Annotated in this window: 12 protein-coding genes; 8 read left to right on the forward strand and 4 right to left on the reverse strand. The window is 68.7% G+C overall.

The features are described 5' to 3' along the window. The first annotated feature begins 63 nt into the window (after positions 1-63). The 5 genes from ACLARN_RS31155 (at position 64) to ACLARN_RS31175 (ending at position 4,572) form a co-directional block, all read left to right on the forward strand. A complete protein-coding gene (locus tag ACLARN_RS31155) occupies positions 64-933 on the forward strand; it encodes an alpha/beta fold hydrolase (protein ID WP_409495043.1) in 870 nt (289 codons plus the stop codon). A gap of 119 nt (positions 934-1,052) precedes the next feature. After that, complete coding sequence (locus tag ACLARN_RS31160) at positions 1,053-1,550, forward strand: hypothetical protein (protein WP_409495044.1); 498 nt, start codon at positions 1,053-1,055, stop codon at positions 1,548-1,550. A gap of 143 nt (positions 1,551-1,693) precedes the next feature. After that, positions 1,694-2,383, forward strand: coding sequence for a sigma-70 family RNA polymerase sigma factor (locus ACLARN_RS31165; protein WP_409495045.1), 690 nt, complete (start codon positions 1,694-1,696; stop codon positions 2,381-2,383). 93 nt (positions 2,384-2,476) lie between these two features. After that, the gene (locus tag ACLARN_RS31170; RefSeq protein ID WP_409495046.1) at positions 2,477-3,247 is read left to right on the forward strand and encodes a hypothetical protein; all 771 of its coding nucleotides are present in this window, start codon (positions 2,477-2,479) and stop codon (positions 3,245-3,247) included. A 146-nt stretch (positions 3,248-3,393) separates the two neighbouring features. Continuing rightward, complete coding sequence (locus ACLARN_RS31175; RefSeq protein WP_409495047.1) at positions 3,394-4,572, forward strand: PucR family transcriptional regulator; 1,179 nt, start codon at positions 3,394-3,396, stop codon at positions 4,570-4,572. Between the two features lie 212 nt (positions 4,573-4,784). On the opposite strand, the gene ACLARN_RS31180 is transcribed toward ACLARN_RS31175, so the two are convergent. Further along, positions 4,785-5,156, reverse strand: coding sequence for a hypothetical protein (locus tag ACLARN_RS31180; protein WP_409495048.1), 372 nt, complete (start codon positions 5,154-5,156; stop codon positions 4,785-4,787). A gap of 236 nt (positions 5,157-5,392) precedes the next feature. Between ACLARN_RS31180 and ACLARN_RS31185 the strand changes: the two genes are divergently transcribed. After that, positions 5,393-6,427, forward strand: a complete 1,035-nt coding sequence (locus ACLARN_RS31185; RefSeq protein ID WP_409495049.1) for a DUF3068 domain-containing protein — start codon at positions 5,393-5,395, stop codon at positions 6,425-6,427. Positions 6,428-6,436: 9 nt separating this feature from the next. On the opposite strand, the gene ACLARN_RS31190 is transcribed toward ACLARN_RS31185, so the two are convergent. Then, positions 6,437-7,132 (reverse strand): class I SAM-dependent methyltransferase, encoded by a 696-nt coding sequence (locus tag ACLARN_RS31190; protein WP_409495112.1) that lies wholly within the window; start codon positions 7,130-7,132, stop codon positions 6,437-6,439. Between the two features lie 163 nt (positions 7,133-7,295). On the opposite strand from ACLARN_RS31190, the gene ACLARN_RS31195 reads away from it, so the two are divergent. Beyond that, entirely contained in the window at positions 7,296-8,528 is a 1,233-nt protein-coding gene (locus ACLARN_RS31195) for a glycosyltransferase family 4 protein (protein ID WP_409495113.1), read from the forward strand. Between the two features lie 925 nt (positions 8,529-9,453). Here ACLARN_RS31195 and ACLARN_RS31200 read toward each other — a convergent pair. Beyond that, positions 9,454-9,633, reverse strand: coding sequence for a hypothetical protein (locus tag ACLARN_RS31200; RefSeq protein ID WP_409495050.1), 180 nt, complete (start codon positions 9,631-9,633; stop codon positions 9,454-9,456). Between the two features lie 3 nt (positions 9,634-9,636). Then, positions 9,637-11,328 carry a hypothetical protein gene (locus ACLARN_RS31205; protein ID WP_409495051.1) on the reverse strand — a complete coding sequence of 564 codons (1,692 nt, stop codon included), beginning with the start codon at positions 11,326-11,328 and terminating at the stop codon, positions 9,637-9,639. Between the two features lie 67 nt (positions 11,329-11,395). Here ACLARN_RS31205 and ACLARN_RS31210 point away from each other — a divergent pair, with 67 nt between their 5' ends. Next, entirely contained in the window at positions 11,396-12,595 is a 1,200-nt protein-coding gene (locus ACLARN_RS31210; protein ID WP_409495052.1) for a lipopolysaccharide biosynthesis protein, read from the forward strand.

The raw sequence follows: 12,595 nt of genomic DNA on the forward strand, positions 1-12,595 counted from the left end.
TGACCGGGTGCTGATTCGGGCCGGGGACGCTGGCCGTGACAGCGAACGACCAGGAAGGTACCCATGCGCATCACCGGATTCGACTACCAGCGCGTGCCCGTGGCCGACGGCGTGACACTCGACGTCGCCGTCGCCGGGGCCGGCAGCCCGATCGTGCTGCTGCACGGTTTCCCCGAGACCCACCTCATGTGGCGGCACGTGGCCGCGGACCTGGCGGCGGACCACACCGTCCTCTGCCCTGACCTGCGAGGATACGGCGCGAGCGACAAGCCCGCCGACACCGGCGAGACCTACTCGAAGCGCACGATGGCGGCCGACGTCGTCGCCGTCGCGAATGCGTTCGGCCACGACCGGTTCGCCCTCGCCGGGCACGACCGGGGCGCGCTGGTGGCCCTGCGGGCCGGGCTCGACCATCCGGACAAGGTGAGCCACCTCGCGATCCTCGACGTGCTGCCGACCCTCGACATGTGGGACGTGCTGCACGGCACCACCGCCGCGGTCGCCTTCCACCTCTACCTGATGGCCCAGCCGCCGGGGCTGCCCGAACAGCTGATCGGCGCCGCGCCGGACGCGTTCTTCGGGCACTTCCTCGACGCGTGGACGCAGCGCGGCGACGCGATCCCCGCCGACGTCCGGGCCGCGTACCTGGAGGCGTCACGGAACGCGGTGACCTCGATCGTCGCCGACTACCGCGCGTCGGCGGGCATCGACGTCGAACACGACACGGCGGATCGTGAAGCGGGTAACCAGCTCGCCATGCCGCTCACCGTGCTCCAGCAGGACTGGGGTGCCGCGCTCGGCTACGACGCCGTCGCGCTCTGGCAGACGTGGGCGGCGGATCTGGACCACCGGACGGTCACCACGGGCCACTTCATGGCCGAGGAATCACCGTCGGAGGTGGTGAAGGCACTGCGAGAACTGCTGGCGCGCTAGGCCCTTCGGGTCGAATGGCACAATCCGCACCCCCATTCGACCCAATCCGCCACCCATTCGGGTTTAGCCCTCCCCCTGCGGGGTATCGGTTGACGGCACGACCAATCGAGGGGCCCGACATGAAACCCAGTCCCAGACGCGCGCACACGGTCGCCCGCGATCTCCTTTCACTCACCAGATCGGGCGAGGCTGACCGGCTCGCCACCGCATTGGTGTCCATCGCCTCATCCGGACGGCAGGGACCGGCACTCGGCGACGTCGTCGGACGACTGGTCGACACCTTCTCCTTGGCCGCCAAGGATCGCCGTCGTTCGCTGCGGATCGGTGAACCGTTCACGCTGCGCCTGCGGGATCCCGCGGGCGCGACGGTCCGGCCCGACAAGCTCGATCCGGGAGTGGCCGCGATCGTCCGCGCCATCGCCGCCAGCGTCCGCGACGACCGGGCCACCTGCGCCGACCAGATCGGCGCGGCCTGCGAGAACGCCGACCTCGACCAGCGGATCCGGGTGCTCGCGCACTGCCTGGTCTGGACGTCGGATCTCCTCAGCACCGACACCACCGCCTATCCCCCGGTGCTGTCCTGCCTCAAGGGGTCGCAGCCTCATCGTCCACAGTAGACATTGAGCGGTTCGGATGACTTCCCGCCCTACGTGTGGACATCCCTTGCGCGGCACGGCAAGCTGGACAACCGCGCACGAAGTCCCAGTCCCCGATGACGGGCGCACCTTGGCGGAAAGTTTCCCGAACCAGGAGTGCTGACTTGGACGAGGTAGCGCCATCGACGGTACCCGCGGACTCCCGTGCCGCCGCGACGGCGGGGCGGCTGCCCAACCCCGACAGCAGGCTGGTCCGGGCGGCCGTGGCGGGTGATCCGGACGCGGTGCGGGAACTGGCCCGTTTCCTTTCCCCGCACGTGTTCCGCTACTGCGCCGGCCGGCTCGGGAGCACCGGAACGGGTGCCTGCGACGCCCAGGACTGCGCGCAGGAGGTGTTGCAGGCGGTCCTGATCGCCTTGCCTCGCTACCGGTACCGCCCGGACCGGTTTCTCGCGTTCGTCCTCGGGATCGCCGGGCACAAGGTGGCCGACCTCTACCGCCGCCGCGCCCGAGAACCGGTCGCCTGCGTCCCGGAGATCGGCGACGGCCTGACCCTCTGGACCCGCCGCGACCCGGACGACCTCGAACGGCTGGAGCACCGGATGCAAGCCGGGGTCCTGCTGGCCAGGTTGCCGATGCCGCACCGGCAGGTGCTCGCCCTCCGGTTCGTGTTCGGCCTTTCGGCCGAAGAGACGGCCGAACGGCTCGGCCTGCCGAGCGCCGGAGCGGTCCGCGCGGCCCAGTTCCGCGCACTGGCGCGGTTGCGTGCCCTGCTCACCGAGCGGAACGCCCGTTACGCGACCGAAGTCCCGGCCATCGACAAGGCCGCCGAACCCGAGCTCGTGCCGGTATAGAACCGTCCACTTCGGACGATCGTTTCTTGTACACCACTTGTACGAGCGTCGTGCATCCTGTCCCCCTATCTGGGGAAACACTGGAGGACAGAGATGAAGATCCGATCGAGGATCGCCAGAGGCTCCATGGCGACGATCGCGCTGGCCGGGGCGATCATGCTCGGCGGCGCGGGCGAGGCGCTGGCGGCGACGGGCACGGTGAACACCGACTCCGGCGTCGCCGTGACCGTCCGGTCGACCCCGAGCACGGGCGGCAGTGCGGTCGGCACGGTCGCGAGCGGCACCGCCGTCACGATCGACTGCCAGACGAACGGCTCGACGGTGACCGGGAAGTACGGCACCACCGACATCTGGGACTACGTGCCGTCGAAGGGCGGCTACATCAGCGACGCCTACGTCTACACCGGTTCGGACGGCCGGGTCGCGCCGGACTGCGCCGGAAGCACCCTCTCCTGTTCCACCGCCGGCACCGGCAACCCGAGGACCTGCGCCGAAGCCATCGCGTGGGCGAAGGCGCACGTGCACACCCACAACGACCCGGACTACTACCGCTGGTGCGACCGGATCAACGCGTGGGCCTACGGCTGGACCGCGAGCGGTTCGGAAACGGCCTACGTCCACTGGACGCAGATCCCCGGTTCGTTCAAGCACCCCGGCGACACCCAGGTACCCGCGGGCGGGCTCGCCTTCTTCAGCAACGGCGGTACCGGGCACGCGATGTTCTCCATCGGCGGCGGCAAGTTCCTGTCGAACGACATCAACGGCCCCGGCAGCTTCACCGAGACCACCATCGCGCAGATCAAGAGCAAGTGGAACTACACCTATCTCGGCTGGTCACAGCCGTGGTTCAAGATCAACCACTGATCATTCGAACCACGGGGAAGCGCCGCCGGACGCTCGCGTCCTCGTCCGGCGGCGTTTCCTTCTTGTCAGACGCGCTCAGCACCGGAAACCGCCCTTTCGTCGCATCGTGATAAAAAGCGGCCACGCACCCGGGTTAGAGTTGACGGATGGGCACCGACGCTCTCGCTACTCCCGCACCCCGGGAGCAGCGTGTGCTCATGCAGGCGATGCTCACCCGGCTGCCCGAGTTCAGCGATCGCCTCGCCCAGCTGCTCAGCGACGAGGACGAGTTCTATCACCAGGTCGACAGCACCGCCCCGGACGAGTTACGCCAGGTCTGCCGGGCCAATCTCGAACGGGCGCTGACCGCGCTGGTCGAGGGGCGGGGGCTGCCGCTCGACGCGGCCCGCAAGACCGGGCTGGCGCAGGCCAGGCAGGGTATCCCGCTGCCGTCGGTGCTCCGCGCGTTCCGGATCGGCGGGATCTTCGTCTACGAGCGCCTGTTGGAACTGGCCGGGCCCGGCTTCATCAACCCCGCGCGCACGGTGGAGATCAACTCCAACGTGTGGAAGACCATCGACCTCTACTCCGACGCGCTGACCACCGCGTACAGCGAGGTCGCCGCCGAACTCTCGCACGAGAAGCTCGCCCTGCTCGACGGCCTGTTGCAGGGTCGCTTCGCCACACAGGCGGAACTCGAGAACGCCGCGAAGGAACTCGATCTCCCGGCGGCGGGCACGTTCGTCGCCGTCGTGACCGAAGCCGTCGAGCCGAAGGAACGTCCCGGCGTCGAGGCGCTGCTGCGGGCGCGACGCTGGAAGTCGGCCTGGCGGCCGGGCGCCGAGATCGGACTGGTCGTGATCGACCGGGTCGAGGACGTCCGGCGCCTGCGTGACGTCCTGGGCACCCTGCCGCTCGCGGTGGGGATGAGCAGGCCGTTCAACGGATTCCTCGAAGTACCGGACGCGGTGCACCGGGCCCGGATCGCCCGCCGTTCACTGTCCACCGGCACCACCGGTGTGGCCGTCTTCGGCGACTCCCCCGTCACCACCCTGGTCGCGAGCGCGCCCGCGATGTCACGGGACGTCGTGCGCTCGGTACTCACCGGGATCCTGGTGCTGCCCAAGGCCGAACGGCAGGTCCTTCTCGACACGCTGGTCGCGTGGTTCGCCGGGCACGGCTCGGCCAAGGAGGCCGCGGACCGGCTGTTCGTCCACCCGAACACGGTCCGGTACCGCCTGCGCCGGGTGCAAGAACTGACCAGGCGCGACCTGTCCGACCCGGTCGACGTCGGCGAACTGTACGTCGCTTTGGAGGCTGTCCGCCTGGCGGACGACAAACCCTAGTGTGGCGGTTCGTTGGTTGGCGACTTGAGTTCGTGCTCGGATTCCGGTGTCGTGTCACGCTGTTCGGTGTACCGCGCGCCCAGCCGCCCATCACGTGTCGCGAAAGCCACTTTCGCGACATCTGACGTCCCGAAAGTGGCTTTCGCGACGCATCATATTGCAGTACCAATTCACGACGCGAGCTTCGGACTCAGGACGCTAGCTCCACCCGATCACGGGGCCATGTCGGCGTCGATGATCCTCGCGAGGTCCAGCAGCGTGTGCCCGAGACCGGGACGGGCGGTGAGCCGCACGGCGAGCGTCCGGCCGCGCGAGGTGGTGGCGACCGGGAGGGACACCTCGGGGTTCGCGGACCTCGTCCACTGTGGACGGCGTCCGGCGGCGGACAGGACGATGTCCGGATGTGGCGACCGCCGCCCTGGACGCCACCGTGACCTCCTGGCGTCAAGATCACGGATCACGTTGCCGTGCAACGAAAGCAACGCGGCGACGTCCGCGACCGCGTCGCGGAGTTCGACGTCGGTGATGGAGTCCGAGTACGCGCCGATGTCCAGCGAGCGGGGATCGTTCGGGTCTTGCGGCACAGAAGTCCTTTCCACGCACTGGAAGTCGTCCGATGGTGGTCCGGCTCACGTTGTTCCCGGGAACAAACATGTTTGGCCGCCTGGGCCGAATGGCGGCACCCGTACGGCCTTCCGGCCCCACGGTGTACCTGTGACCGTCGGTCACACCTTTGACGCTGACCGGCGCGCGAGCCACTATCTGGCGACTGATTACCGATGGGTAATGTGGATGTTCCGTGGTTTCACCAGGAGGACCGTTGCGACGTGCGTTGAGCCTGATCTTCTTGGCACTAGGGGTGTTCGCCATCGCCGGCGCGGTGCTGCTGCCGACCTATGTGAAACCCGAACTCGCCAAAGTGCCGCTGAACCAGGAATCGACGTCGGTCCTCGAAGGCACCGCGTCCAAGGTTCTCGCCGTGAAGACCGAGAACGGCAAGACCGTCACGGAGATCCGCGACGACGCCAAGCTGAAGGCGACCGCCCGCGTGGTGGCGAACTTCGCGCCGCCGGAGATGCAGGAGGGCACGGACGTCGCCGTCTGGCTCCTGGCCGTCTCGGTCGTCGACACCAGCGACCAGACCGTGGTCAACGCGAGCAAACGGCAGGTCTGCTTCGACCGCCGCACCGCGGAAGGCTACGTGCCGCCGGGTGGTGACCAGGAGGCGAAGTGCTCGGACAAGAGCAGCTTCGTCACCAAGCTCGAGGAGAAGCCCGAGAAGGCTGGCGAAAAGCCCAAGGAGATCCAGGAGTACAAGCCGCAGCCCGGCCTGAACTTCAAGTTCCCCTTCGGTACCGAGCAGAAGGACTACCAGGTCTACGACGACAACACCGGCCGCGCGGTCCAGGCCCGGTTCAAGGGTGTCGAAGACATCAAGGGCGTCGAGGTCTACAAGTTCGTCCAGGAGATCCCCGACACGAAGATCTCGACGAAGAAGGTGCCGGGCTCACTCATCGGCACCACCGGCGATTCGGTCGAGGCGGGCCAGTTCTACCAGGGCACCATCACCAGCTGGATCGAGCCGGTGACCGGGATCCAGGTCAAGCAGGAGCAGCGGTCGCACCAGGAACTGCGCTCCGCCGCGACTCCCACCCCCACGGTCGTCTTCGACGGCAAGCTGACCTTCACCGACGCGACCGTCGACGCGATGGTCAAACAGGTCGGCGAGAACAAGGGCAAGCTGGACTTCATCGGGAGTACCGGGCCGATCGTGCTCGGGATCGGCGGCGCGGCCTTCCTCGCGCTCGGCGTCTTCCTGCTGGTGAAGCGCCGCCCCACGCCCTCGCGGCACTAGCACTGGCGATCAGCGCTTGCGCAGCACCATAACCAGGTTCCAGGACGCGACCTCCCGGACGCCGGGAACCCGCACGATCCAGGCGGCCCAGGAGGGGTGGTAACGCGGATACACCTCCTGGAGATCGGCGAGTGGCGTGGCCTTCCCCCACCGGATGGCCGCGCCGACCGAAAAGGCGAAAAGGCTCTCGCCGAATTTGTTCTTCGGCTCCTTCCCGTTCTTTTCGAGATAGCGCCGCCGGGCGTAGGAACCACCGAGGAAATGCCACGGCGCCGTCTCGTGGCCACCCCACGGTGAATACCACGGCGTGAACGAGGCGAAAATCGTCCCGCCGGGTTTGGTCACCCGGCACATCTCGGCCAGCATGACGTCCGGTTCGGAAACGTGTTCGAGGACGTTCGACGAATAGCAGACGTCCACGGACCCGGTGCGCACCGGCAGTTTCGTCCCACTGCCGCGGACCATGTTCTCCCCGGCCTCTCCCCGTGCCGTCAGCTCTCCGACGTCGGGATCTATGCCGAGATAGGTGGCGCCGGCGGCGCGGAACGCGTCGGAGAAATAGCCGGGCCCACCGCCGACGTCGACGATGGTCCGGTCGTTCAACGGAGTGTGCTGGGCCAATTGACGGACGGAGTCCTCGGCGAGCACCGAGTAGAAGCCGTCCGGATCCGTCTGCTCGGTGAGAAAAGTACGGAACAACGTCACCGATCTGCGCAAAGTGGCGCGATGAGGCATCGTTGCAGGAGTCACCGACCGATTACCGACCATCGAACCATCGCTTTCCGGGAATGATTCATCTACCGTGTACGCACCGGTAACCTAGCATTGTCGCTAACAGGTTGGGAGAACCACGATGGAACGGCCACGTGTGCTGCTCGTCAACTGGCGCGACACCGGGCATCCGGAAGGCGGCGGCTCGGAGCGTTACGTCGAGCGGATGGCCGAGGGACTCGCCAAGGCCGGGTACCGGGTCGAAATCCAGTGCGCGGCCTATCCTGGCGCGAACGCTGGCGAATGGCGCGACGGTGTCCGTTATCGCCGCCGGGGCAACAAGTTCGGCGTCTACGTCCACGCACTCCGGGCGATCCGGAAGGCGCACGCCGACCTCGTCGTCGACGTGCAGAACGGGATGCCGTTCTTCGCCAGGCTGGTGGCGGGCTGCCCGGTTCTCGTGCTGGTGCACCACGTCCACCGTGAACAATGGATCAGCGCGCTCGGCGAGACACTGGGCCGGATCGGCTGGTGGATCGAGTCCCGGCTGGCGCCGTGGCTGTTCCGACACTGCCGCTACGTCACCGTTTCCGAGATCACCAAGGGCGAACTGGCCGGCCTCGGCATCGAAGGGTCACGGATCACCGTGGTGCCCAACGGTTTGGACACTCCCCCGTCGGTGAGGGCCGTCCGGGCGGCCGAGCCGACGCTGGTCGCGGTCAGCAGGCTGGTGCCGCACAAGCGGATCGAGCACGCGATCGACGTCGTCGCCGAACTGGCGCGGCGCTGGCCGACCCTTCGGCTCGAAGTGGTCGGACAGGGGCCGTGGGAGGAAGTCCTGCGCGAGCACGCCCGCGACCGCGGGGTCGAGGACCGGGTCCGTTTACACGGCTGGGTGGACGAGGGCGAGAAACACGAGATCCTGGAACGGTCCTGGCTGCACCTGTGCCCGTCGGTCAAGGAGGGCTGGGGAATCGTCATCATGGAGGCCGCCGCGCACGGCGTGCCGTCGGTGGCCTACCGGGCGGCCGGCGGGGTGGCCGAGTCCATTGTGGAGGGCAAGACCGGGCTGCTCGCCGAGGATTTCGACGACTTCACCGCACAGGTGGAAGGTCTGCTCGCCGACCGGTCACGCCGGAGCGAGATGGGCAAGGCGGGCGTCACCTGGTCGGGACTGTTCGACTGGGACCACAGCGTGAACCGGTTCGCATCACTCGTGCGCGACGTGGCCGGGGTGGCCATCCCCCATCCCAGGGTCCTGACGCCGCAAGGCTTCCACGATCCCGTCGGCCAGCCCGGCCACGGCGGCGTCGTCGAAGTCCTTGCGGCGTGCGCGCACGGTGACGGTGCTCGTACCCCCGACGGTCGCCGCGCCGAACGCCACGCCTGAGCGGCCGCTGGCGGCGGGATAGAACGCGATCGAGGCGACCGCGTCCGCCGCCGAGACGAGGCCGAGGTTGGAAACCAGGTAGGTGGAACCGAGCCTGCTCGCGAGCAGGCGGGTACCCAGCCGGGCGATCCTGCTGCTGCGCGCGGGAAAATCGGGCTCAGGAGGCTGCGAGGCCAGTAGCGCGCCCACGTCGGCCGCGACCGGCTTCCGGCCGAGCCGCAAGCGGAAGAACGCACTGTCGTGCTCGGGTTCAGGCGCGGCGCCGCCTCGCCAGGAGGCACCCACCGCCGCGACCACTCGCGCGGTTTTCTTGCCGTGCCTGGCGTTCCATGCCTCGGTCAGGTTGGCGGCGGCCGCCGCGAAAGCCGACGACCCGAGCCGCGAGCGCGGAAGATTCCTGGCGCTGAACACGTCCCCTTGGCCACTTTCGGCCCGTTCCGGCGCGATCCTCGCAGGAGGCGCGAAAAGTGCTTCAGCGAGCCGTTGAAAGGCCGACGTGAGAAAGGACCGATCCGCCGTCCGCGTGCCGATCCCTTTGGCGGCGGACGAGATCGGGGCGTCGAGGGCCAGGCCGAGGACGGCGAGCAGGCCGAGACCGTCGAGCGCGCCGTGGTGCGCGGCGATCAGCACGACGGGTTCGTCAGTGCCGACAGCGACGCGGAGCAACGGCGCGCCGCGTTCGTAGGGCGCCTCGGCGAAACGGTCGCGAGTCGCCGGAAGTTCTTTCCCGGGAACGGCTTCGATGTCGGGAGCGGCCCCGAGCCACGGCCGCTCCTCGACCGCGGCCGCCACCCGCATCCGCGCCTTTTCCGGTGACAGTACCGAAGAAAGCTTCGCTTCCAGGAGAATGCTCCAGGAAACGGTGGGGTCGCCATAGAGCCCGACGACGCGATGCGCGTGGTCGGAGGCGAGCTGGGACACCGGCTCAGCGGTTGCCGTAAATGACGTGCTCGGGTCCCGTGTTCGGGTTGAACTGCTCCTTGATCTTCGCCTGCACCTGGGGTGCGGCGTCCGGGTCGGCGGAGTTCGTCAGCGCGTAACTCCCGCCCGCGGCCGTTGCGAGCCCGATGATGACGGCGGCGGCCGCGCCGATGAGGGTGCCCAAGACCTACTCCTTCCGCAGCAGGGAATTCCTGCGTCGGCTCAATGTACGCACCGGTAACTTAAGGCACAACAGTGCGGCGGCGATCGATAGCAGCGCTACTCCGTTTGCCAGCAGCACGGGGATCGGTGATCGCTTCTCGGTCACGACAGGTTCACCGGGAGTGCGGTAAAGCGTGAGCCAGTCACCGGACCACACCGGTTCCGCGCCGGTCAGCAACCGCGGATCGACCTTTCCCGGTGTCCCGTGTTCGACCAAGACCCAGCCGATTCCCGCCGCTGACAGGTCTTCGGACGACTTCGCGGCGCGGACACGGTCCATTCTGGAATCTTCGCCGGAGACCTCCTCGTCGCCGACTCGCAACGTGTCGTCGACGAGGACGGCTTCCGGCAGTGCCCGCGGTGCCGGGTCCAGCTGTGTCCGGTGGCCGTTCCAGGCGAAACTGCGAAACGTCGACAGCGGCAGCGCAACGACGTCGCCGGGCCGGTCGTCGTCCGCGAGCACGCGGTGGACGGCGTTCCAATCCTCCGGGTAGCGAACGGCCTCGATCTTTCCCCAGCCGCCCCAGGCGAGGTCGGGCATGGTGAGCAAGGGAAAGAGCGCGGCGGCCGCGACGAGCGCCACCCGCGCCGAGCCGGTCCGCAAACGTGAGGCCGCAGCTTCGACCGCGAGCGCGAACCCGAGCGCGACGGGAAGTGCCCACCATGCGACCCATTTCTGTGCGTCCCGCAGCAATCCCGCGCCGGGAACGTGACCCATCGCCCAGGACAGCACGGGTTCGCCGAACGGCAGCGTCGCCAGCGCGGCGAGCACGACACCGAGAACTCCCAGCGACAGCAACGCCCTCGCGGGCGGTGTCCCCCACCTTCGTGCCAGGGGACGGAGTCCGGCCATGGCGACGGCGACCGTGACCAGAATCAGCACCGGGGCCATCGGCGCGCCCCGGCTGCCGGGGACGACGTCGCCGTTCCAGATACCGCCGAGCCCGAGCACACTCAGGACCGCCGGGCCCCAGCTTTCCGCGCGGGCGCTGAACGCGGCCACCCCGGCGGGGTCGGACAGCGAGCCGCCTTCGTGCAGAAGTGTCGGCACGAGCCACGGCAGGTTGAGCACGACGGCGATACCGAGGGTATGGCCGAGTTTTCGCGGTCCGGCCAGGACGATCGCGGTGAGCGCGGCCAGCACTCCGCCGGGTGGCGTGAGCACCGCGGGGGCGCAGGCGAGCACCAGACGCGCGAGCGCTCGCGGCTCGCTCGCGCGCAGGGAAAGCGCGGCACGCACGATCCACGGGAGGCAGGCGTAGGTGAGCAGCAGCGGCCAATGCCCGATGAACAGCCGCTCCGCGAAATAGGCCGTCCACGCGTAACCGGTGGCGGCGACGATCCGCGTACCGAGTTGCTCCGTCGGAACCAGCCGCGCTGCGCCGTATGCCGCTCCGAAGAGTGCGAGGAACAGAACGATTTTCTGGACGATGTCACCGGGAACCACCGCGGTCGCGAGCGCGATCACGGCGTCGGCGGGGACCGAACGCGGCAGCGCGGAACCGAGCCCGAGCGCATCCGGGACCAGGGACGGACGCGGGGCGAACACCATGTCGTAGCTCAGGACGAAGCCGCGGCCGAGCACCGGCAGGAACACCAGCAACGCCAGCCCCGCCGACACCGCGGCCAGGACCAGACGTTCGCCACGTGCGCCCAACGGCCTTTCCTTTCCGCCTCGATCGCGGTTATGGTCGCTCGATTACTCGCCGGTAATAGGAGCGCTCTTGAGCGTAGACGTCGAGGGCGACCAGGCCCCCACCGACAAGCGTGTCGCGGCGATCCTCGTCTCGCTCGTGCTGGCGGGCAACAACGCCGGCGCCTACGCCCTGAGCATCGTCGCCGCCCGCCTTCTCGCGCCGAGCGCGTTCGGCGAGCTGAGTTCGCTGCTGGCGGTACTGGTGATCGGCGTCGTACCCGCGATGGGCCTGCAGACCGTCGTCGCGCTGCGCGTCGCACGCAAACCGCAAGACAGCGGGACGCTACTGGCACTCGGCCTCACCACGAGCGCCATCGTCGCGGCCATCGGCCTGCTACTGGCGCCGGTGCTGGTCTTCGTGCTGCACCTGGACTCCGTGGTGCCCGCGCTGCTGCTCGCCGTCACCCTCGGCCCGCTGACCCTGCTCGGCCTCTTCCACGGCCTGTTGCAGGGCAGCGGCCGGTTCGCGCGGCTGGCCGGGCTCATGGCGCTCGAAGGCGCGGGCAAGGTCGGCGGCTCGCTGATCGGACTCGTGCTCGGCGGCGACGCCACCGGCGCGCTGGCCGGGACGGCGATCGGCTCGTACCTGGTGATCTTCTGCGGCTGGCTCCTCTGTGGACGGCAGCGGCCGCGGAAAGCGGGATGGCACGCGGGCGACGTCCTGCACGCGGCGCAGGCGATGCTGGCACTGGTCCTGCTGGTGAACCTCGACCTGGTACTGGCACGTCATACTCTCCCCGCGAACGAAGCGGGCGAGTACGCGCTCGGCGCGATCGTCACGAAAATCGCCTACTGGCTCCCCCAAGCTGTCGGAGTCCTGGTACTCCCCCGATTCGCGAACGGCGACGACCGGCGCCGCATCCTTCCCGCCGCCCTCGCCGTCTGCGCCGCTCTCGACGCCGTCGTCCTGGCCGTATCCCTTGGCTTCGGGCCACGCCTGCTGTCGTTCATCGGCGGCCCCGGCTACGCCGCCAGCACCATGCCGGTCTGGCCGTTCGCCCTCGCCGGCTCGATGCTCGCGCTGGTCCAGATCCTGCTGTTCTCGCGCCTCGCCGCCGGGGACCGGCGGGTGACCGTGCTGATGTGGGCGACGGTGGTGGTGGAGGCGGTGCTGGTGACGACTTGGCTGCACTCGTCGGCTACTCAGGTGGTGACGGTCGCTGCTTGCTGTGCTGGGGGTTTGGCACTCTCGGGCGCTGTACTGGAGTGGCGGTCGCGGCGCGCTTGA

The organism is Amycolatopsis sp. cmx-11-12, assembly GCF_046269425.1.
Lineage (GTDB): Bacteria > Actinomycetota > Actinomycetes > Mycobacteriales > Pseudonocardiaceae > Amycolatopsis.

Coding starts and splice junctions, on each gene's coding strand:
- ACLARN_RS31155 (WP_409495043.1), top strand. CDS start 64: ATGCGCATCACCGGATTCGACTACCAGCGCGTGCCCGTGGCCGACGGC.
- ACLARN_RS31160 (WP_409495044.1), top strand. CDS start 1,053: ATGAAACCCAGTCCCAGACGCGCGCACACGGTCGCCCGCGATCTCCTT.
- ACLARN_RS31170 (WP_409495046.1), top strand. CDS start 2,477: ATGAAGATCCGATCGAGGATCGCCAGAGGCTCCATGGCGACGATCGCG.
- ACLARN_RS31175 (WP_409495047.1), top strand. CDS start 3,394: ATGGGCACCGACGCTCTCGCTACTCCCGCACCCCGGGAGCAGCGTGTG.